General features: G+C 66.7%; 22 protein-coding genes and 1 tRNA gene. 4 read left to right on the top strand and 19 right to left on the bottom strand.

Annotated elements, in window-relative coordinates; genetic code table 11:
- Positions 1 to 3: 3 nt before the first annotated feature.
- From VGM20_09760 to rpmJ, 5 genes are read right to left on the bottom strand one after another with little or no spacing between them, the layout of a single operon-like run.
- A complete protein-coding gene (locus tag VGM20_09760) occupies positions 4 to 1,053 on the bottom strand; it encodes a DNA-directed RNA polymerase subunit alpha (GenBank protein HEY4101149.1) in 1,050 nt (349 codons plus the stop codon).
- A gap of 17 nt (positions 1,054 to 1,070) precedes the next feature.
- Positions 1,071 to 1,706: a 30S ribosomal protein S4 gene (gene rpsD / locus VGM20_09755; protein ID HEY4101148.1), complete on the bottom strand. Its 636-nt coding sequence runs from the start codon at positions 1,704 to 1,706 to the stop codon at positions 1,071 to 1,073.
- 3 nt (positions 1,707 to 1,709) lie between these two features.
- Entirely contained in the window at positions 1,710 to 2,111 is a 402-nt protein-coding gene (gene rpsK, locus VGM20_09750) for a 30S ribosomal protein S11 (protein ID HEY4101147.1), read from the bottom strand.
- 3 nt (positions 2,112 to 2,114) lie between these two features.
- The gene (rpsM, locus tag VGM20_09745; protein HEY4101146.1) at positions 2,115 to 2,495 is read right to left on the bottom strand and encodes a 30S ribosomal protein S13; all 381 of its coding nucleotides are present in this window, start codon (positions 2,493 to 2,495) and stop codon (positions 2,115 to 2,117) included.
- Position 2,496: 1 nt separating this feature from the next.
- Complete coding sequence (gene rpmJ, locus VGM20_09740) at positions 2,497 to 2,613, bottom strand: 50S ribosomal protein L36 (GenBank protein HEY4101145.1); 117 nt, start codon at positions 2,611 to 2,613, stop codon at positions 2,497 to 2,499.
- Positions 2,614 to 2,792: 179 nt separating this feature from the next.
- Between rpmJ and VGM20_09735 the strand changes: the two genes are divergently transcribed.
- Positions 2,793 to 3,137 carry a PadR family transcriptional regulator gene (locus VGM20_09735; GenBank protein HEY4101144.1) on the top strand — a complete coding sequence of 115 codons (345 nt, stop codon included), beginning with the start codon at positions 2,793 to 2,795 and terminating at the stop codon, positions 3,135 to 3,137.
- On the opposite strand, the gene VGM20_09730 is transcribed toward VGM20_09735, so the two are convergent.
- Positions 3,083 to 3,358 (bottom strand): hypothetical protein, encoded by a 276-nt coding sequence (locus tag VGM20_09730; GenBank protein HEY4101143.1) that lies wholly within the window; start codon positions 3,356 to 3,358, stop codon positions 3,083 to 3,085. The two genes, VGM20_09735 and VGM20_09730, sit on opposite strands and share 55 nt — an antisense overlap.
- 18 nt (positions 3,359 to 3,376) lie before the next feature.
- Here VGM20_09730 and VGM20_09725 point away from each other — a divergent pair, with 18 nt between their 5' ends.
- Positions 3,377 to 5,803 (top strand): ABC transporter permease, encoded by a 2,427-nt coding sequence (locus VGM20_09725; protein HEY4101142.1) that lies wholly within the window; start codon positions 3,377 to 3,379, stop codon positions 5,801 to 5,803.
- Between the two features lie 3 nt (positions 5,804 to 5,806).
- On the opposite strand, the gene pyrF is transcribed toward VGM20_09725, so the two are convergent.
- Genes pyrF through smpB form a run of 5 tightly spaced genes read right to left on the bottom strand, consistent with a single transcriptional unit; the run spans position 5,807 to position 10,427 of the window.
- Positions 5,807 to 6,484: an orotidine-5'-phosphate decarboxylase gene (pyrF, locus tag VGM20_09720; protein ID HEY4101141.1), complete on the bottom strand. Its 678-nt coding sequence runs from the start codon at positions 6,482 to 6,484 to the stop codon at positions 5,807 to 5,809.
- On the bottom strand, positions 6,477 to 7,340 hold the full coding sequence (locus VGM20_09715; GenBank protein ID HEY4101140.1) for a dihydroorotate dehydrogenase: 864 nt from the start codon (positions 7,338 to 7,340) through the stop codon (positions 6,477 to 6,479). Before VGM20_09715 ends, pyrF begins: the two co-directional genes overlap by 8 nt.
- On the bottom strand, positions 7,337 to 8,725 hold the full coding sequence (locus tag VGM20_09710) for a hypothetical protein (protein HEY4101139.1): 1,389 nt from the start codon (positions 8,723 to 8,725) through the stop codon (positions 7,337 to 7,339). Before VGM20_09710 ends, VGM20_09715 begins: the two co-directional genes overlap by 4 nt.
- Complete coding sequence (locus VGM20_09705) at positions 8,722 to 9,933, bottom strand: N-acetylmuramoyl-L-alanine amidase (protein ID HEY4101138.1); 1,212 nt, start codon at positions 9,931 to 9,933, stop codon at positions 8,722 to 8,724. The genes VGM20_09710 and VGM20_09705 overlap by 4 nt, the downstream gene beginning before the upstream one ends.
- Positions 9,930 to 10,427, bottom strand: a complete 498-nt coding sequence (smpB, locus tag VGM20_09700; protein ID HEY4101137.1) for an SsrA-binding protein SmpB — start codon at positions 10,425 to 10,427, stop codon at positions 9,930 to 9,932. The genes VGM20_09705 and smpB overlap by 4 nt, the downstream gene beginning before the upstream one ends.
- 74 nt (positions 10,428 to 10,501) lie before the next feature.
- On the opposite strand from smpB, the gene VGM20_09695 reads away from it, so the two are divergent.
- Positions 10,502 to 10,585: transfer RNA gene (locus VGM20_09695), tRNA-Leu, on the top strand.
- Positions 10,586 to 10,609: 24 nt separating this feature from the next.
- On the opposite strand, the gene moeB is transcribed toward VGM20_09695, so the two are convergent.
- Positions 10,610 to 11,758: a molybdopterin-synthase adenylyltransferase MoeB gene (gene moeB / locus VGM20_09690; protein HEY4101136.1), complete on the bottom strand. Its 1,149-nt coding sequence runs from the start codon at positions 11,756 to 11,758 to the stop codon at positions 10,610 to 10,612.
- Positions 11,759 to 11,792: 34 nt separating this feature from the next.
- On the opposite strand from moeB, the gene VGM20_09685 reads away from it, so the two are divergent.
- Entirely contained in the window at positions 11,793 to 13,094 is a 1,302-nt protein-coding gene (locus tag VGM20_09685) for a divalent metal cation transporter (GenBank protein ID HEY4101135.1), read from the top strand.
- Positions 13,095 to 13,119: 25 nt separating this feature from the next.
- Here the strand turns inward: VGM20_09685 and VGM20_09680 are convergent, their stop codons facing one another.
- The 7 genes from VGM20_09680 to VGM20_09650 all read right to left on the bottom strand — a co-directional run bounded on the left by VGM20_09680 (position 13,120) and on the right by VGM20_09650 (position 19,378).
- The gene (locus VGM20_09680) at positions 13,120 to 14,289 is read right to left on the bottom strand and encodes an MFS transporter (GenBank protein ID HEY4101134.1); all 1,170 of its coding nucleotides are present in this window, start codon (positions 14,287 to 14,289) and stop codon (positions 13,120 to 13,122) included.
- The gene (locus VGM20_09675) at positions 14,286 to 15,704 is read right to left on the bottom strand and encodes an aspartate ammonia-lyase (GenBank protein HEY4101133.1); all 1,419 of its coding nucleotides are present in this window, start codon (positions 15,702 to 15,704) and stop codon (positions 14,286 to 14,288) included. Before VGM20_09675 ends, VGM20_09680 begins: the two co-directional genes overlap by 4 nt.
- Before the next feature lie 26 nt (positions 15,705 to 15,730).
- Positions 15,731 to 16,708, bottom strand: a complete 978-nt coding sequence (gene trxB, locus VGM20_09670; GenBank protein HEY4101132.1) for a thioredoxin-disulfide reductase — start codon at positions 16,706 to 16,708, stop codon at positions 15,731 to 15,733.
- A gap of 86 nt (positions 16,709 to 16,794) precedes the next feature.
- Positions 16,795 to 17,544 carry a hypothetical protein gene (locus VGM20_09665; protein ID HEY4101131.1) on the bottom strand — a complete coding sequence of 250 codons (750 nt, stop codon included), beginning with the start codon at positions 17,542 to 17,544 and terminating at the stop codon, positions 16,795 to 16,797.
- Positions 17,541 to 18,275 carry an SDR family oxidoreductase gene (locus VGM20_09660; protein ID HEY4101130.1) on the bottom strand — a complete coding sequence of 245 codons (735 nt, stop codon included), beginning with the start codon at positions 18,273 to 18,275 and terminating at the stop codon, positions 17,541 to 17,543. The genes VGM20_09665 and VGM20_09660 overlap by 4 nt, the downstream gene beginning before the upstream one ends.
- Positions 18,276 to 19,112: a PHP domain-containing protein gene (locus tag VGM20_09655; GenBank protein ID HEY4101129.1), complete on the bottom strand. Its 837-nt coding sequence runs from the start codon at positions 19,110 to 19,112 to the stop codon at positions 18,276 to 18,278. It abuts the gene before it with no gap.
- Positions 19,109 to 19,378 (bottom strand): hypothetical protein, encoded by a 270-nt coding sequence (locus VGM20_09650; protein ID HEY4101128.1) that lies wholly within the window; start codon positions 19,376 to 19,378, stop codon positions 19,109 to 19,111. The genes VGM20_09655 and VGM20_09650 overlap by 4 nt, the downstream gene beginning before the upstream one ends.
- Positions 19,379 to 19,405 lie beyond the last annotated feature (27 nt).

Raw genomic sequence — 19,405 nt, 5'->3', positions numbered from 1 at the left:
GGCTTAGGCTTCCTCTCCCTGGCTCACCGGCACATACGGCGGCACGCCAGGATTCGACACCTTGAGCTCGCCGCCGACTTCCTCGAACTCCATCTCGGCGTTGAGTTCCTCACCATTGAGGACATCGGCAATCTCCTGCAGCGCCTTGTCGCCGATGTTCTTCACTTCCTTCAAGTCCTTGATCGAGAACTCGGCAAGATCGCGCAAGGTGCGGATGTTGGAGTTCTTGAGCGAGTTGACGGTCCGGACCGACATGCCGAGATCGTCGATCGGCTTGGCGAGCTTCCCGGCGAGACCGGTGGCGGGAGCCGACAGCTCACCCGACGGCGCGGTGTACGCGGGGGTCTTGCCGAATTCGACGAAGTAGCGGAAATGCTCCTGGGCGAGCGCGGCGGCGTACGACAGCGCGTCTTCCGGGGCGATCGTTCCGTTGGTCTCGATCGACACGGCAAGCCGGTCGTAGTCAGTGCGCTGACCGACGCGGGTTTCGGCGACGGTGAAGTTGGCGCGGCGGACCGGATTGTAGATCGCGTCGATCCGCACCAGGTCGACCGGGTACGACCGATCGGCGGGGTGCATTTCGGATTCGACGTAGCCACGGCCCTTGTTGACGTAGAGCTCGCAGTTCACTTCGCGATCGTCCTGCACCGTGAAGAGGAGGTGGTCGGGATTGACCACGCGCCCCTGACCGGAGTCCTGGATATCGCGGGCATAGACCGGGCCGGGTCCCTGCTTGCTGATGCGCAGGATCGCCTCGGGCACCGCCTCGTCGAGAACGAGGGTGAGCGACTTGAGGCGCTGGACGATCTGGTGCACGTCCTCGAGGACGCCCTGCACCGTCTGGTGCTCGTGCACGACGCCGTCGAGGCGGAAGCCCCAGACCGCGCTGCCCGGCAGCGACGACAGAAGGAGGCGCCGCAGCGAATTGCCCAGCGTGTGGCCGAAGCCGCGTTCCAGCGGCTGCAGCCGGAATTCGGCGATGTTCGGATTGTCGTCCCGCTTCGTCATTTCGACGACTTGCGGCCGGACGAGTCCGGTGAGATCGATAGCCATCGGTTCGTGTCCTTCGGTTACTTCGAGTAGAGCTCGACGATGAGCTGCTCTTGCGCGTTCACCGGAATCCCGTCGCGAGTCGGCAGTTCGACGAGGCGGCCAGCGGCCTTCTCCGCGTCGATCGACAACCACGACACCGCGGCGCCGCGCGACGCATGCTCCTGCGACAGCTTGACGCTGAGCTGCTCACGATCGGCCGGCGTGACCCGGACTTCCTGCCCCGGAACCACGTGGTACGACGGGATGTCGACCTTGCGGCCGTTGACCTCGACGTGGCCGTGCCGGACCAGCTGGCGCGCGCCGCGGCGCGACGACGCAAAGCCCATCCGGTAGACGATGTTGTCGAGCCGCGTTTCGAGGGCAACGAGCAGGTTGGTGCCCTTGACCCCCGGCAGGCGCGACGCACCAGCGTAGGTATTTCGGAACTGCGATTCAGTGAGGCCGTACATCCGCTTCACCTTCTGCTTCTCGCGCAGCTGCTTGGCGTACTCCGACATCTTCCGGCCGCGCCCGCCCTGCTGGCCGTGCTGGCCCGGGGCGTACTGGCGGCGTTCGATGGCGCACTTCTCGGTGAGACAGCGGCTTCCCTTGAGGAAGAGCTTGGTCCCTTCGCGCCGGCAGAGGCGGCATTGTGGTCCGGTATAACGTGACATGGATCAGACCCGCCGCTTCTTGGGTGGACGGCAACCGTTGTGCGGAATCGGCGTCACGTCGCGAATCGACGCGACCTTGAGGCCGACCGACGCGAGCGCCTGGATCGCCGACTCGCGGCCGCTTCCCGGACCCTGCACCCGCACGTGGACCTTGCGCATGCCGAGGTTGAGCGCCTCGCGGGCGCAGTTCTCGCCGGCGACGGTCGCCGCAAACGGGGTGGACTTCTTCGATCCCTTGAAGCCGGCCTTCCCCGCCGTGCCCCATGCCACCGTGTTGCCACGGAGATCGGTGATCGTGATCAGGACGTTGTTGAACGTCGCTGAGATGTGCACGACCCCCTCGGATTCGACCAACTTCTTGGAGCGCTTGGCGCTCGGCTTCGGTGCGGTGGCAGGCGCTGTCATGGATTACTTCTTCGTCACCTTCTTCTTGCCGGCGATGGCCCGACGGGGGCCCTTCTTGGTCCGGGCGTTGGTATGCGTGCGCTGACCGCGCACCGGCAGGCCACGGCGATGTCGAATGCCGCGATAGGTGCCGATGTCCATCAGCCGCTTGATATTCATCGCGACCTCGGTGCGCAGCGCGCCCTCGGTCTTGACGCTCCGTTCGATGATCTGCCGCAGACGCCCCACTTCGGCGTCGGAGAGATCACGCACCCGGGTATCGGGATTGATGCCGGTCTCGGCCAGCAGCTTGCGGCTGGTGACCCGTCCGATCCCGAAGATGTAGGTGAGTCCGATTTCAACGCGCTTTTCGCGCGGAAGATCTACCCCAGCGATACGCGCCATATCAGCCCTGCCGCTGCTTGTGCTTGGCGGTCCGGCTGCAGATGACGCGCACCACGCCGCGACGCTTCACGACACGGCAGCTTTCGCAGATCGGCTTGACACTCGAACGAACCTTCACAGCGTTGGTCTCCCGGAAACCGGTTTACGGAACAGCACGGCAAGATAGCGCTGCCACGAAACTGACGCAACCGGGCCACTGACAGCGAGTTCCGGCGCAGAAATCACCCCAGCGCTCCATGCTCCCCTTGTCTGACAAGGCAACGCGAAATAGGTTCCCCATGTCTGCCAAGGGGAACCATGCCAACCGACCTGAATCTGCTCCGCGAAAGCCTCGAATTGCTCATCCTGCAGGCCCTGAGCTGGGGACCGAAGCATGGCTACGCCATCGCGGAATGGATCGAACATTCGACTGCTGCCGAACTCCTCGTCGAGGAGGGAACGCTCTATCCTGCCCTCTATCGACTCGCCGACCGCGGCTGGGTCGAATCGGAGTGGGGGAAATCGGATCTTGGGCGGCGTGCCAGGTTCTACGCCCTGACCCCGCAGGGCCGCACCCATCTCGCGCAGCAGGCGCCTCGTTGGGATCGCTATGTCCAGGCGATCGCCACCGCATTGCGCCGGCCGGCACCCGGTGCGCCGTGAGTCTCGACTTCCGCCGGCTGGCCCGCGCCTTTCGATGGCCGACGACGCCACGACGCGCAGCCGATGCCGTCGACGAAGAGTTCGCCTTTCATCTCGAGATGCGTGCCCGGCAGATCCGCGAACGCGGCGTCGGTGCCGACGACGCGCGCCGCATCGCGCGTGAACGCTTCGGCCGCGTCGAGGATCTCCGGCACGATTGCGTCCAGCACGAACTGCATCACCTCCAGAGGAGTCGCCAGATGTCGATCTGGTCGGATATCCGACACGACCTGCAGTTCTCGATGCGGGATGCCCTTCGGACTCCCGCCTTCACGCTGGCAACATTGCTGACGCTCGCGGCGGGAATTGGCGTCACGACGGCAGCGTACAGCGTGGTGCACGATGTCCTCCTTCGCCCGCTCCCCTACCCGGACCCCGATCGCCTCGTGCTCGTCTCGGCCCGATACGGGCCCACCGGCGGCGGCGGTTCGCTGTCGACTCCGACGGTCCTCGATCTGATCCGCGACAACCGCAGCTATCGCGCCCTCGGAGCGTCGCTTCCCAACGAGACCACGGTCATCGGAGGTGATGAGCCGCAACTCGCCATGACCGCGTCGGTGATCGGCGATTTCTTTGGTGCGGTCGGTCTGACGCCATTTCTCGGCCGCACCTTGCGGCCCGATGAGACCGGTGCAACGGCGGAGCCGGTTGCCGTCGTGTCGTACGACTTCTGGCGGGATCACCTGGGTGCCAACGCCCGCCTCGATCAGCTCCATCTCGACCTGCACGGACGCAACTACGCCGTGGTCGGCGTCATGCCGCCCGGGTTTCAGTATCCTGCGAGCGCGCGGCTCTGGATCGGATCGGTGTACGGGAAATACGATGGCATGCGCAACGCCGGCCTGTGGCATGCCGTTGGCCGGCTGCGACCCGGCATCGCGCTCGGAGCAGCACAACAGGATCTCGATGCCATCATCGCCCGCATCCGCCATCAATTCGGCAGCGGCCCCGACGGCATCGCGACCGTCTCGATGCAGCAGGCCGTGACCGGGAACAGCCGCACGCCGCTCCTCCTCATGCTCGGCGCCGTGGCACTCGTACTGCTGATCGCGTGCGTCAGCATCGCCGGCGCCACCGTCGCCCGGACCGAAGCGCGACAGCGCGAACTGATCGTTCGCGCCACCCTCGGTGCGAGCCACGGCCGGCTGATTCGCCAGCTGCTGACCGAAAATGTTGCCCGTGCAGTCTCCGGCGGTGCATTCGGCGTCGCAATCGCGTGGGCGCTGACGCGCGTCCTGGTCACGCTCGGACCGGGAGTCACCGGTATTCCGAGGATGCGTGAAGTCACGCTCGATCTTCCGGCGCTCGCCGTCGCCCTGACGCTGGCGCTGGCGTGCGGCTCGCTGATCGGCGTGTTCCCCGCGTGGCGCGCAACGACGGTCGATCTGCGCAGCGGTCTCTCCAACGGCGGACGCGGCGCCACCGCGAATCGCAGTCTGCCGCAACAGGCGCTTGTCGTGGTACAGGTCGCGCTGGCGATCATGCTCGTGGTCGGCGCGTCGCTGCTGATCCGGAGCCTGTCGACGCTGCTGGCGGACAATCCCGGCTTCGACGCCCGGAATGTCACCACGGTGGCGCTGTCACTCCCGGAAAACCGTTACGCCGACAGCAGCCGGCAGCGCGCCTACTTCGACCAGCTCCTTCCGGCGATCAGCGCGTTGCCTGGCGTCGATCGCGCCGCCCTGCTCAACAGTGTCAGCGTGCCGTACACCGGTGGTGGCGGCATCAATGGTTCGATCATCACCGACGATGAGGGAAGTTCGGAGCGCGGCACGGTGCCATTCTACCGGCTGGTGAGCGCCGGGTATTTCGACGCGCTGCATATCCCGGTCTTGCGCGGCCGCGCGTTTGTCGCCGGGGACCGCGCCGGGACGGCGCCAGTGACGGTCATCACCCAATCGCTGGCGCAACACTACTGGTCCGGAAAGGATCCAATCGGGCATCGCATCAAGTGGACGCCGCAGTTCGACAATCACGATGAGTGGCTCACGATTGTCGGGGTCGTGGCAGATACCAAGAGCGAGCTCGGCGACGACTCCCCCGGCATGGCCGTGTATGTCGACTACGCGCAGCGGCCCGAGCGTTCGCTCGAGGGAATGACGCTGGTCCTCAGCACGCGCCATTCGAGTACCGCGCTGCTCGATCGGATCCGTCGTGTTCTCGCTGGCGTCGACCCCGACGTCCCGTCGGTGATCTCGACCCTCCAAGCCACGATGGACCAGTCGGTGGCCAACCGCCGGTTCGTGATGTACGTGATGAGCGGCTTCAGCGGCTTTGCGCTCTTTCTCGCGGGGCTCTCCCTGTACGGGTTGCTGTCGTATGCCGTGACCCGCCGCCGCCGCGAGATCGGCGTCCGGATGGCGCTCGGTGCAACGCGGCGCAGCGTCCTGGCGCTGGTCGTGTATCAGGGGATGGGCACGGTGGTGATTGGTGCATTGCTCGGGATCGGCGGTGCGCTGGCCCTGACCCGCACCATCCGGTCCCTGCTCTTCGGTGTGTCGTCGACCGACCCGCTGTCGTTCGTCATCAGCGTCTGCGTGCTGGTCGCCGCCGCGCTGCTGGCATGCTATCTCCCGGGTCGGCGAGCGGCGGCGATTGATCCGCTCGCGGCGATCCAGGCGGAATAGCGATCAGCCCATCGCTGCCACGAACTCGGCGTAGGCTTCCGCGGGCGCAGCGGCCGAGGTAATCGGCCTCCCCACGACCAGGTGCGTCGCGCCCGCCGCGATCGCGATGGCAGGCGATGCGGTCCGCTGCTGGTCGCCGACGGCGTCGCCATCGCGGCGGATCCCGGGCACCACGATCCGCTCGAACGCCGCAACTCCGCGCACCACCGCGATCTCCTGCGGCGAGCAGACGACGCCGGCCACCCCCGCTGCGGCCGCGATACCGGCGAGGCGGGCGACCTCCTGCTCCGGATCGACGCGAGGTCTGCCGGTCACCGCTGCAAACTCCGCTGCGCTGTGGGAGGTGAGCATCGTGACGGCGATGATGCGCGTTCGCCCCGCCGCCGCTTCGACCGCCGCCCGCAACATCGCGTCGCCGCCCAGGGCGTGGACCGTGACCATGTCGACGCCGAGTTCCGCGGCGGCGGAGACAGCACCGGAGACGGTGTTGGGGATGTCATGCCATTTGGGGTCGAGGAAGACCGGATGACCTTCGCCGACGAGTCCGCGAACGAAGCCGATGCCGGCTCGCGCCAAGAGTACGGCGCCGACCTTGACCGGTGCGCGTTCGGGAAGCAGGTCGAGCAATGCAATCGCATCGGCCGGATCGGCGTGATCCAGCGCCACGAGCAGTTCAGCCACCGTGTCGCTCCAGGTCGCGGATCAATCGTTCGGGCACTCTCGGATCGGCGAGCGCTGCGGTTCCGATCTCGACCAGTGACGCGCCGGCATCGAGATACTCGCGGACATGCGCCGCCGTCGCGATCCCACCGACGCCGATGATCGGAAACCCAGGAAGTGCCGCCGCGGTGCGACGCACGGCGAGCAGCCCGACCGGTCGCAGCGCCGGACCGCTCACACCGCCATTGCCGTTGCCGAGCGCCGGGACGCCACCTTCGGCGAGATACCCCGGCATCGTGTTGACCAGCGTCACACCATCGGCGCCGGCGTCGCGCGCGGTTCGGGCCATCGACGCAATATCGGGAAGGGTCGGCGACAACTTGACGAAGATCGGGCGGCGCGTTGCTGCGCGGCAGCTGGCGACCACGGCGCGCATCGCGTGCGCATCCGCGCCGAACTCGAGGCCGCCCGCAGCGGTGTTGGGACAGGAGAGATTGAGCTCGAACGCCGCGGGTCCCGGCCCGGTCTCGGTGCGCTGGATGACGGCCGCGTATTCCTCGACCTCGAATCCGACCACGTTCATCAGTACCGGCAGCTGTGGATGATGCAACGCGAGCCACGGCAGCGACGCGTCGACGACGACGGCGACTCCGGGATTCGCGAGCCCGATCGAATTGAGCATCCCGCCGGCGAATTCCGCGACGCGCGGCGCGCGATTGCCATGGCGCGCAGCGATCGACACCGCCTTGGTGACCAGGCCGCCGATCCGATCGAGATCGATCACGCCGTCGAGTTCGCGCCCGAAGCCCGCCGTCCCGGACGCGAGCAGCACTGGATTGCGGAAGCTGATCCCCGCAACCGTGCGGGCAATGGTCACTCGCGCGCCTCCGTCATGCGCGGGGCGTGCGGCGCCCGGGACCAGCCGTCGATGAACTGTCCCAGCGCATACTCAAGCCGGGAGACCTGCACTTGCGCCGCCACGTCGCCGTTGGCTGCCGCGATGTAGGGGTTCCCGGTGTAGGTCCGTGCCCGCGCGAGGAGCGCGTCTGCAGAGTCGGGCTCGAGCGGAACGCGGGCAAGGATCGATTTGGGAACGTACGGCGACTGCGGCCAGTCCCGTTCGACTTCCGCGAAGAACCAGGCACTCAATCGCGGCGCGCCGAGCGAATCGCCGGCCAGTTCACCGAGTGCGAACATCGCCATGTCCCCGGACGGCGCGCCACGGCGGACGGAAGAGTCCCGGGCCGCGATCCACCGGCTGTAGACCAGCACATCGGCAAGCTGGTATGCACCGAGCGATCCTTCCGGTGTTCCGGTGCCAAATGCGCTGATCGCCTGGTTCAGCTCAGCCACCGAGCCTGACCGAAGGATGTGGAGCTGCGCAGAGAGGTACCTCCCATCCGATACAGCCTGCGAAGCCGGTCGCGTGGCGAGCTCCGCCAGCCAACGATCGGTTGCGGCGGGATGAAGCTGTGCCGCAGCCCGCGCCGCCGCGATGAGCCACGCCGATTGCTGCTCCTCGGTCGCCAGCGGCTGCATCCTGCCCCGCACCAGGACCGAGTCGTGACTGAAGCGCTGGAGGTGTTGCAGCAGTGTATCGGCGACGGCGGGATCGTGGCGCGCCAGTTCCTCGACGTAATCGATCCAGCGCACCGTCGTGTCGCCGGCCTGGATCAATGGATCGAGATTGACGAGGGCGTCATGGGCGCGGCCGAGATGCGCCAGTGCCGTGGCCCGGTCGAGACGCGCGGGAAAGGTGTCGTCACCCGCGAGCGCCGAATCCGCACGGGCCCATTCGCCCTGCAGCGCGAGGACATGTCCCTGATGCAGCGATGCGATCCGGCGAGTGGCCGAGTCGGGATGCGAGCTGAGCAGCATGGCGTATGTCGCCATGGCAGTCGGGCGGTTCGACGCCTCGGCGCAGAGCCCCAGCGCGAGCAGCAAGTGCTGACGCCAAACGGCGTACGGGGATGCGAAGAACGCCGCCTGCAGGGTCGGCACGGCGCGATCACAATCGTTGGCTCGTGACTCGGCTTGTCCCGCGAGCCAGAGCGCTTCGGCCCCGCGCTTTCCGCGTGGCGATCGGGCATAGGACGATTCGGCCTTGACGATGACCTGGCCCCAGGTCGTCTGCGCTTCGCCCAATCGCCGTTCGCGCTCGGCACGTTCAGCGGAGGCGGTGAGTTGCCGGGCCTGGTAGAGTGAATTGGACCACGAGCACGCGGCGAGGAGGACCACCACCGCGATGGTGCCGCGCTTCACGGGCTGGCGCTCTCCGAGGAATCGATCGTCTCCGCCTCGTTCTGCCGGAGGTAGGTGATGATCGCGCGGGCGATGTTGGCGGCCAGCTTGCGCTGCCCGTCGGAGCTGGTCATCAGTGCCGCGTCCTGACGATTGGTGGCATATCCCATTTCTACCAGAACAGAGGGACGGCGCGCCGTGTTCAGCACCGCGAAGCCAGCCTGCTTGACGCCCTGATCAGTACCGTCGTGCACCTCGCTCAGGTACGTCTGGATCAGCGAGGCAGCCTCCTGCGACTGCCGAAGCATCGCGCCGCTCTGGAGATCCTTGAACATGAAATCGAGTCCGCCCGACGGCGCCGGATCACTGTCCGGCGAATCATACCGGACCGCTTCGTTCTCCATCCGCGCCACGCGAGCGGCATCGGCCGAGCGCGCCTCGGAGAGAAAATACGTCTCGAATCCGCGAATGGAGGTGTACCCCGGCCGCGGATTCAACGAATTCACGTGGATCGACACGAAGAGGTCACAATCGGAGGTGCAGAACTTCGGGGCACGCTGACCCAGGTTGATCAGTGTGTCGATGATCCTGGTCATCCGGACCTTCACGCCGCGCGCCACCAATTCATCCCGTACCAGCAGACTGACGGCGAGGGTGACGTCCTTCTCCCTGAGGCCGCGCGGAAAGAACATTCCCGGGTTGCCGGGATCGGTGCCACCGTGACCGGGATCGATGGTGACGAGATGCGAGCGACGGAACCCGCTGGGTGAGCGACTCCGCGCGTCGTTCGCGATCGTGGTGCGCGATGGCCTGATCGTGAGCGGCGGCGGTGCCGCACCCTCACTCAGCACTGCCGTCGATGGGGTCCAGTTCCATGCCTGCCGGTGAGGATCGGCCAGGACCTCGGCGACGAAGGCCAGCGGCACATCGAGCGAATCGCCACGCACGTGCGAGACGCCCGGGAGACCGCGAACGGTGCTGCCGTATTCAACCACGGGCGTGCCGGGGAGAAAGCGGAAGTTCCCGCTGGTGGTGCTCAGTACGATCCAGAGCCCCTGGCGCTGCACCTGCCCACCAAGAGCCTCGGCGAGGGGAGCGAGCGGAACGAGCGGCCCCTCGCCCGGTCGCTGGACCAGGCGAATGTCGTAGGACGCGTTGCCGGTGCGGTTCACATGGAGCAGCGTCGGCGCAGCCCGGGACACCGCCAGGGCGGCGAGGAGTGCGATCATCCGCGCCCCTTCCACGCCATCGCCCGGGCGACCTCGCGGTCGGCTTCGCGGCGCTTCAGGTCCTCGCGCTTGTCGTGCGCCTTCTTCCCCCGGCCGAGGGCGAGTTGCAGCTTGGCGCGACCGCGGACGAAGTAGAGTTCGAGCGGAATCAACGCCAGACCCTGGCGCTCCACGGCGCCGACCAGTTTCTCGATCTCGCGCCGATGCAGCAGGAGCTTCCGGCCGCGGATCGGGTCATGGTTGTAGCGGTTCCCCTGCTCGTATGGCGTGATATTGAGATTTTCGATCCATACCTCGCCCCGGGAAATCCGTCCGAACGCCTCCTTGATCGAGGCGCCCCGCCGACGGAGCGACTTGACCTCGGTTCCGGTCAGCACGATTCCGGCTTCCAGTGTGTCGAGGATGTGGAAGTCGTGGGTCGCCTTGGGGTTTCGCGCAATACTTTCTCGCGCGCCCGGGACCGGTGGTTGGGCTGGCTCTGCGTGGCCCGGCATAGTGCTTCAAAGTAACGGTCGATGGGGCCCTCTGCTTGACGTCAGGTCGTTGCGAGCACTACGTTTGCGCCCTCGCCGAAGTGGTGGAACTGGTAGACGCGCTGCGTTCAGGGCGCAGTGGGCGCAAGCCCGTGGGGGTTCGAGTCCCCCCTTCGGCACTTTCCCCTCCCGCAATTCTCGCGCTAATACCGCCGAAGTGCCGGATCGACTTGGACGGCCCAGGCGTCAATCCCGCCTTCGAGGGATTGCACCCGGCCGAAGCCGGCGCGGATCAACAGGTCGCGTGCCCGGAGTGATCGGGTGCCGTGATGGCAAAGGGTGACCAGATCGCGGCCACGCGGGAGCTCGGCGAGCCTGCCGGGAAGGAGGCCGAGTGGAATCAGCCGGGTTCCTTCGAGGTGGGCCAGTGCAAATTCCCACTCCTCGCGCACATCGAGGACGAACGGAGGATTCGGCTCCTTCATCCGACGCGCCAGCTCTCCCGGGCCGATTTCGGCCGCATCATCGATCATCCGCATCTCCCCCACGTTGCAGAACTCCTCGTAATCGATCAGCGCTGTGACCGTCGGATGATCACCGCAGACGGCGCAGTCGGGATCACGATGAACGGCGATTTCACGGAACGACAGCGCCAGTGCGTCGAACAGCAGGAGCCGGCCGCGCGCAGATTGGCCGATCCCCACGATCCATTTGATCGCCTCGAGCGCTTGCAGCGTGCCGATGATTCCGGGAAGTACGCCGAGGACACCGGCGTCGGCGCAGCTGGGGACCAACTCCGCGGGCGGCGGCTCGGAGAAGAGGCAGCGATAGCACGGGCCGCCCGGTGTGACGAACAGCGACAGCTGCCCTTCGAAGCGCAGGATGCTGCCATACACCAGCGGCCGCCGCTCCAGCACGCAGGCATCGTTCACCAGGTAGCGTGTCGGGAAATTGTCGCTGCCGTCAATCACGACGTCGAACTGCCGGACGATCTCCCGTGCGTTCGCCGCGGTGATTCGCTCGGCAAAGAGTTCGACGTGCACGTTGGGGTTGAGGGCGTCGAGCTTGCGATGCGCCGATGCGGTCTTCTCTTCCCCGATCGAGTGCGTGTCGTGCAGGACCTGGCGCTGCAGGTTCGACGGATCGACGATGTCGCTGTCCACGATTCCGAGCGTCCCGACACCGGCCGCCGCGAGATAGAGCGCCGCCGGTGATCCGAGTCCGCCCACTCCGATGAGCAGGACGCGCGCGCCCTTGAGCTTCTCCTGACCCGCGACGCCGACTTCGGCGAGCGTGAGGTGGCGCGCGTAGCGAAGGAGTTCGTCGGGGGAGAGCGACGGTGTCGAGGGCATGTCTCGAATCATAGTCGTTGCTACTATTGGCTTCATGCCATCGGCACGTTCGCTCGCCCGCTCGGCCGCCAAGCAACCAGGCCGGGCTATCCGCCTTGTGCGCCAGTTCTGGAGCGCGCTCGGGCCCGGGGTGATCACGGGCGCCGCCGATGACGATCCCTCCGGGATCGCAACGTATTCGATCACCGGCGCGCAGTTCGGGACGTCGCTCCTCTGGCTGGCGCCGCTCACCTGGCCATTGATGGCAGCGGTGCAGGCGATGTGCGCCCGGATCGGCATGGTCACCGGCGAAGGGTTGATGGCCGCGCTGCGACTCAAGTTCCCCCGGATGGTCCTTGCGGTCGCCTGCCTCGCGCTGTTGATCGCGAATACGGCCAACATCGGCGCCGACCTCTCGGCGATGGCCGATGCGGCCGAGATGTTGTCCAACGTCGACTCGCACATCTGGGTGATTGTCTTCGGCGCCATCATCGGATGGGCGACGGTGCGGTTGCGCTACGCGATGGTCGCCAATGTGCTGAAGTGGCTGGCACTGGTGCTCTTTGCCTACGTGATCGCGGCGTTGAAGGTCGGACCACACTGGGGAGCGGTCCTCCACGACACACTGCTCCCGTCGATGCCGCGCGGGAATGCGCCGTGGGCTACCGTCGTCGCCATTCTCGGCACCACCATTTCGCCGTACCTCTTCTTCTGGCAGGCATCGCAGGAAGTGGAGGAGGAGAAGGCGCTCGGCCGCCATTCGCTGGTGGCGCGGCGCAACGCGACGGGCGACGAGATTTCGCGGCGGAAGATCGACGTCGGGATCGGGACGTTCTTCTCGAACGCCGCGATGTTCTTCATCATCCTCACCACCGCGCTCACGCTGCATGTCCACGGGTTGACGCAGCTGGAGAGCAGCCGGGATGTGGCCGAAGCGCTGCGCCCGCTGGCCGGCCGCTTTGCCGCCGTGTTGTACACCGTCGGCCTGGTCGGCACCGGCGCACTCGCGATTCCCACGCTCGCCGGGTCCGCGGCGTACGCCTTCGCCGAACTGTTCGGATGGCAGCAGGGGATCGACGAACACTTCCGCGGCGCGCCGGCGTTCTACGCCGTGGTGCTGATCGCGGTGGCCGCGGGAACGGGGTTCGACTTTGCCAACGTGACGCCGATCAAGGCGTTGTACTGGACCGCGGTGATCAACGGGATCCTGGCGCCGTTCCTCCTCCTCGGCATCCTGATCGCGGCATCGGACAGCGAGCTGATGCAGGGCCAGCCGAGCTCGCGGCTCGGACTCACTGTAGTAGCGATTACTACAGTGATCATGTTTGGCGCCATTATCGGGATGGTGGTCTTCTAGGCCGAGTGCTTCGCGGTCGACATGGCTATGCGCGCCCCAACCGGCGGACGCTGGCGATACCGGCGGCGGGACCAAGCGACAGCGCAACCAGCGCCCAGCGCCATCCCAGCGCACCGGCGACCGCCGGCACCAGCTGGATACTCGCCGCCGTCAGGAGAAAGCCGAGCGAGGTCTGCAGGGTGAGCGCCGTGCCAACCGCGTGCGCCGGCGCATGTTCGGTGACCATGGCCGAAAACTGCGCCGAGTCGGCGATCACGGCGACGCCCCAGAGAAGGCAGACAAGCAACACGAGCCACCGCGGGCCGCCGAAGATCAGTGCGCTCGCAACACAGCAGCATCCGCTGACAACCATCGCCACGCGCACCACGCGGGGCCGGCCCACGCGATCGGCGGAAATGCCACCCCAGATGCATCCCACTGCGCCGATCGCGACACAGCAATAAGCCCACGCGCCGACGTCGCGGCTTCCGCCGGCGGCAGCGAACGACGCGGCCAGATACGCCGGGATCCAGGCCCAGAAAGCGTACAGTTCCCACATGTGACCGAGGTACCCGCCGGTGACTTCGCGGAGGATCGGCTGGCGTGCCACCTCACCGATCAGTCCCCAGGAAAAGGGTCGCGCGGGAAACGCGTGGGGACCGTCGCGGTACCACCGAGCGATCAGGAGTGCGGCAACGAGTGCGGCGACCGACGGAACGAGCACGACGGCGCGAAACGGAAGATGATTGCCGCCTTCGAGGAGGTACGGCGTCGCCTTTCCCATGGTGAGCGCGCCGACCACCGCGCCGATCGCCAGCCCCCGTTCGGCTCGAAACCACGTCGCGGCCATCTTCATCGCTGGAGGGTAGACGCCGGCGAGCGCCATCCCCGTGAGCGCGCGGGTGGCGACCGCAACAGCAAAGGTGTGCGATGGAATCAGCGCGGCGTTCGCCAGCGCGGCGAGCACGGCTGCCGCCGCGACGTACCAGCGCAACGGAATGATGTCGGAGAGATTGAGCACGGCGGCGACCAGCGTGCCCGCTACAAAGCCGAGCTGGACCGCCGACGTGAGCCACGCCGATTGACTGGCGGAGAGGGAGAGTGTGACGCGCAGCGCTGGAGCAACCGCGGTCCCGGCGAACCAGACCGACATGCCGAGCAATTCTGCGACGGCAAGGAGCGCCAGCTGCCGCCAGCGCTGCGTGCCGATGGTCATCCGCCGCCCGGGAGGCCCTTACCGCCGGGCACGCCCAGCTCGGTCATGGCGTGCAGGTCAAGCACCTCATCGAGTTCGCGTCCTTCGAGAATCTTCTTCTCGACCACCAGCTGCTTCACGGTGAGCCCGGTCGCGATCGCTTCCTTGGCGAGCTTGGCGGCCTCTGCGTAGCCGATCTTCGGCGCGAGCGCGGTCACCAGCGCGGGACTCCGTTCGAGCCAGTAGGCACACTGCGCGGCATCGGCCTCGATGCCGCGAATGCATCGCTCGTCGAAGGTCTCAACTGCGCGCGCGAGAATCATCAGCGCAAAGACGATGTTGTGCGTGATCACCGGCATCATCACGTTGAGTTCGAGCTGGCCCGCCTTCGACGCCATCGCGACCGTGGTGTCGAGGCCGATCACCTGGTAGCAGACCTGATTCACCATCTCCGCGATCGACGGGTTGACCTTCCCCGGCATGATGCTCGACCCCGGCTGCACCGCCGGGAGGAGAATCTCCGCGAGTCCGGTGCGCGGTCCCGATGCGAGGAGCCGGATGTCGTCGGCGATCTTGCCGAGATCGAGGACAAAGGCGCGCACCGCACCGCTGAAGGTCGCGATGTCGCCCATCGATTGCATCAACTGGATGCGATCGGTCGACTCCTCGAGCTCGAGGCCGGTGAGTGCCTTGAGGTACTTCACCATCAATCCCGGATAGGTCTTCTCGGCGTTGATTCCGGTGCCCACCGCGGTCCCGCCGATGTTCATCGCTCGCAGCCAGTGCGACGCCTCGGAGAGCTTCTGCCGGTGTCGTGATACCGTGTGCCCGTACGCGGTGAACTCCTGCCCGAGGCGGATCGGCGTCGCATCCTGCAGGTGCGTGCGCCCCGATTTCATCACCCCGTCGAATTCCTTCCCCTTGGCGAGAAACGAGTGCTCGAGTCCTTCCATCGCGGCGAGGAGCGCGGGGAGCGTGCGCAACGTGGCGAGGCGCATCGCCGTCGGAATCACGTCGTTGGTCGACTGCGCCATGTTGACGTGATCGTTGGGATGAATCGGCGAGTACTTGCCGCGCGGCGCGCCGAGCAGTTCGTTGGCGCGATTGGCGAGGACCTCGTTCACGTTCATGTTGTGCGACGTGCCGGCACCGGCCTGATACGGATCGACGATGAACTGCTCGCGATGTTGCCCGGCGAGAATCTCGTCGGCGGCGCGGATGATCGCGTCGGCGTATTTCGCGTCGAGGCGTCCCGTTTCGCGATGGGTTTCGGCGGCGGACCGCTTGATCATCACGACCGCGTCGACAAACGCGGGGAGCGGTGGGAGCCCGGAGATGGGGAAGTTCTCGGCGGCGCGAAGGGTCTGGATGCCGTACAGGGCGTCGGCGGGCACCTGCTTCTCGCCGAGCGGATCTTTTTCGGTGCGGGTCGTCATGCCGGGAAATGTATACGGCACTCCGGTCAGACCGGATTGACCTCTTTCCGGGCCGCGAGGAACTTCTCGACGGCAATCGCGGCGGTCGTGGCATCACCAACGGCAGTCGTGACCTGGCGGGTGAGCTGCACCCGGAGATCGCCCGCGGCGAAGAGGCCGGGAATCGACGTTTCCATCCGGTCATTGGTGATCAGGTACCCGGCGGGATCGTGCTCGATGTGCTGCTTCACGAGCCCGGAGTTCGGGGTGAAGCCGATGAACACGAAGGCGCCGGTCACCGGGAGTTCGGACACTTCGCCGCTGGTCGTGTCTTCCATCGTCAGCCGCTGCAATCCGCGACCGTCCCCGAGCATCTCCAGCACCTTCCGGTTCCAGAGGACCTCGATCTTCGGATTGAAGAACGCCCGTTCCTGCAGCACGCGAGCGGCGCGGAATTCCTCGCGCCGATGCACGATGTACACCTTCGCCGCATAGCGAGTGAGATAGTCGGCCTCTTCGACCGCGGCATCGCCACCACCGATCACCGCGATCGTCTCGCCCTTGAAGAATGCGCCGTCACATACCGCGCAGTAGGAGACGCCCTTCCCCGCGTACTCTGCTTCGCCCGGGACACCGAGCTTGTTTGGCGTGCCGCCGGCCGTGAGGATCACCGCCGGTGCGGTGAAGACGGCACCGCTCATCGTAGTGACCTCGAAGATCCCGTCGTCGCGCCGGACGATTGACGTCGCTTCCTCCATCCGGATGTCGGCGCCGAACTCCTTGGCGTGCACGGTCATCTTCTCGGCCAGATCGGGACCGAGAATCGAGACGAATCCCGGGTAGTCCTCGACCTTCTCGGTATTGAGAAGCTCGCCGCCGGGGATGCCGCGCTCGAGCACGACCGCCCGGAGCATGCCGCGGCCGGAGTACATCGCGGCGCAGAGCCCCGCGGGGCCGGCGCCGATGATGATCACGTCGAATTCAGTGCCGATTTCGTCAGGGGGCGGAGCAAAGGGGTCGGTCATCGCGAATCGTCACCGGAGGTCAATGGTTCACCGCATCTGTGCCGTGCGAATATAGAACAACCGACGGTTCCCCTCCGCGGGGAGGATCACGCCGCGACCGCTCGCACTGCGGGACCAACCCGCAGCAACGCGATCGCGCCGTGGCATGCGGAGATCGACCCGATCACGAGGTCGCCACCTGTGTCGGCGCTGGCCACCGGAACAAAGGCCTCGAACGCCTCGGTCGCGATACGGGCAGGATACATGCCGACGCCATACACGGCGTGCCGGCAGGTGAAGAGTGCCGGGCCGGCTGTCGGTCGGGATGCACCGTGTCGTGTCGTCCAGTCGGTTACCGAGTCTTCCATCTCCCAGGTGCGCGGCGCCTTGATCATCGGGCAGATGAGCGGTTCGACGCAGTGCATCGGGCAGATCCAGTCCGCGAACGACACGTACCGCACGCCATCCGCGCCGAGTCGGTCGAACGGTGTTCCGAGTGGTTCGTCGGCGGCCACGAGGGCGACGTCACGGTCGGGCCACCGGTTTCGCGCCGCCCGCTCCAGCCACTGCGCCAGAAGGTGCGGCATGAGCGGCGTTGGGACAATTGTGTCGGCGAGGCCATCGCGATCGCGCGACTGGTCGCCGAGCCAGCGGTCGAGAAAATCACCCCAGTCGGCAACGACGAGCGTACTCCCCGCCCCGATCGCGGGCGCCGCTTGGCATCCCGCATCGTGATCGACGACCAGGACCTGGCGAATCGTCGCCGCGCCCCTGGCGCGTGCCGATTCCAGCTGTTCGAGATAGAAGGTGCCATAGCAGCCGCCGCCCATGATCGCCACGTCACCGAGCGCGATCATCGGCGCAATACTCGCCCGCCGTCAACCACGAGGATCTCTCCCGTGATGAAATCTGCCCGCTCGGCGAGGAAGAGCATCGCCTGCACGGCATCCTCGGGCGTCCCGAGGCGCTGCATCGGCGTGGTTGCCGAGAGAAAGTCCCGCTTCGCCTTGTCGAAGTCATCCGGCACCATGACGGTCCCGGGCGCGAGCGCGTTGACGCGGACATCCGGGGCGAGCGCCGTGGCGAGGACCTTGGTCAACATCACCACTCCCGCCTTGCTGATTGAATGGGCAGCGTAGCCGGGCCACGGCTCGAGTCCGCCGAGGTCGGCCATGTTGATGATCGTGCCGTGGGTTTTCGCGAGATGCGGAGCGGCACGCTGTGCGAGAAAGAACGGGGCGCGAAGATTGAGATTGAGGACATCGTCCCACTGCTCGGCCGATGTATCCGCAACACCGATCCGTTCCATCACCGCGGCCGAATTGAGCAGCAGGTCAAGCTGTCCGAAGTGCTGCACCACATCATCGACCAGCTTCAGCGCCGCCGACACGTCACGAAGATCGGCACCGAACGCAGCCGCATCGGCGCCGCGTGATCGCAGCGCCGCCACCACTTCGTCGGCTTCCCTGCTCGACGAACCGTAATGCACGGCGACGCGCATCCCGCGCCCCGCCAGCGCCTCGGCGAACGCGCGACCGAGCCGGACAGCCCCGCCGGTCACGAGTGCCACTCGCCCGTCGAGTTCCATTCAACCGTTCCCGGCGCGTGCTGCGGCCCGCGCCCGCAACGCGACGAGCCATTCGTCGGGTACATGCTGCGAACCGAGCGTGGCGTGGGTTCCGCTCGGGTCCGTTTCGCCGTGCCAGTCCGACCCTCCGGTGCGCGCGAGGTCGAGCGACAACGCAGCCTCGGTGATCGTCGCGAGGGTGTCGCCGTGATGACTGGGGTGCCGCGTTTCGACGGCGTCGAGCCCCTCGTGCTTCAGCCGCTCGAGGTTGTTCCTGGTGCCGTACCCCTTGAGGTGCGCCGCCGACACGATTCCGCCGCACCGGTGAACCAGCTCGGCGATCGCACTGAACGCCGGAAGTTCCTTCTCGACGAACGCCGGGCGACCGCGGCCGATGTATCGATCGAACGCCGCCTGCACCGACGGGACGTGGCCACGCCGATGCAACGCGCGAGCAACATGGGGTCGACCCATCGCGCCACCATTCGCCTCGGTCCGGACATCATCGAGTGTCAGCGGGACGCCGAGGCGGGAGAGTTGTGTCACCATGGCGGAGGCGCGGCGCGACCGATCGGCGCGCGCGTCGGCGAGGGCGGCTTCGACCGCCACAGTTCCGGGCTCGAGGAAGTACGCCAGTAGATGCATCTCTCCCCACGTGACGCCGACGGAGAATTCGCATCCACCGATCAGTTCGACGCCGAGCCTCGCGGCGGTGACGCGCGCCTCGGGAAGGCCGGCGAGGGTGTCGTGGTCGGTCAGGGCCACCGCCATGAGTCCGGCCGCCGCCGCGGCAGCGACAACGTCGGCGGGCGAGAGAAGACCGTCCGATGCCGTCGAATGGCAGTGGAGATCGATCACGTCAGGCGGCCGTAGCTCCCGTCCGGCGATGTCCACGCCGGCTGCGATTGCGACAACAGCGTTTGCAGCGCCTGGTCCGTCGCCTCTTCAAGCGCAATCTCCAGCGCCTTGGCGCCGCGGGGAGAATAGCGGGCGAAACGAAGTTCACCGTTGCCGCCGATTCGCTGGAATTCCAGCGACGACTCGTCGGCGCCGTACTGCGTCCGGCGACCACTGGGCACCACTTCCCAGATCGCCCCCGCTGCATCCCGTATCTGCCGCGCCACAGTACCTCCTTGATGACGCCACCGCGT

Source organism: Gemmatimonadales bacterium (assembly GCA_036500345.1).
Taxonomy (GTDB): Bacteria; Gemmatimonadota; Gemmatimonadetes; order Gemmatimonadales; family GWC2-71-9; genus Palsa-1233.
Note: the sequence above shows the minus strand (reverse complement) of the source record. Positions and strands in the feature narration are given on the sequence as shown.

What these genes read in the sequence shown, in the direction of transcription:
- VGM20_09735 (HEY4101144.1), top strand. Translation starts at nt 2,793, where the DNA reads ATGCCAACCGACCTGAATCTGCTCCGCGAAAGCCTCGAATTGCTCATC.
- VGM20_09685 (HEY4101135.1), top strand. Translation starts at nt 11,793, where the DNA reads ATGCCATCGGCACGTTCGCTCGCCCGCTCGGCCGCCAAGCAACCAGGC.
- VGM20_09760 (HEY4101149.1), bottom strand. Translation starts at nt 1,053, where the DNA reads ATGGCTATCGATCTCACCGGACTCGTCCGGCCGCAAGTCGTCGAAATG.
- VGM20_09725 (HEY4101142.1), top strand. Translation starts at nt 3,377, where the DNA reads ATGTCGATCTGGTCGGATATCCGACACGACCTGCAGTTCTCGATGCGG.
- rpsK (HEY4101147.1), bottom strand. Translation starts at nt 2,111, where the DNA reads ATGACAGCGCCTGCCACCGCACCGAAGCCGAGCGCCAAGCGCTCCAAG.
- VGM20_09680 (HEY4101134.1), bottom strand. Translation starts at nt 14,289, where the DNA reads ATGACCATCGGCACGCAGCGCTGGCGGCAGCTGGCGCTCCTTGCCGTC.
- trxB (HEY4101132.1), bottom strand. Translation starts at nt 16,708, where the DNA reads ATGACCGACCCCTTTGCTCCGCCCCCTGACGAAATCGGCACTGAATTC.
- VGM20_09675 (HEY4101133.1), bottom strand. Translation starts at nt 15,704, where the DNA reads ATGACGACCCGCACCGAAAAAGATCCGCTCGGCGAGAAGCAGGTGCCC.
- VGM20_09660 (HEY4101130.1), bottom strand. Translation starts at nt 18,275, where the DNA reads ATGGAACTCGACGGGCGAGTGGCACTCGTGACCGGCGGGGCTGTCCGG.
- VGM20_09665 (HEY4101131.1), bottom strand. Translation starts at nt 17,544, where the DNA reads ATGATCGCGCTCGGTGACGTGGCGATCATGGGCGGCGGCTGCTATGGC.
- smpB (HEY4101137.1), bottom strand. Translation starts at nt 10,427, where the DNA reads ATGCCGGGCCACGCAGAGCCAGCCCAACCACCGGTCCCGGGCGCGCGA.
- rpsM (HEY4101146.1), bottom strand. Translation starts at nt 2,495, where the DNA reads ATGGCGCGTATCGCTGGGGTAGATCTTCCGCGCGAAAAGCGCGTTGAA.
- VGM20_09705 (HEY4101138.1), bottom strand. Translation starts at nt 9,933, where the DNA reads ATGATCGCACTCCTCGCCGCCCTGGCGGTGTCCCGGGCTGCGCCGACG.
- rpsD (HEY4101148.1), bottom strand. Translation starts at nt 1,706, where the DNA reads ATGTCACGTTATACCGGACCACAATGCCGCCTCTGCCGGCGCGAAGGG.
- moeB (HEY4101136.1), bottom strand. Translation starts at nt 11,758, where the DNA reads ATGCCCTCGACACCGTCGCTCTCCCCCGACGAACTCCTTCGCTACGCG.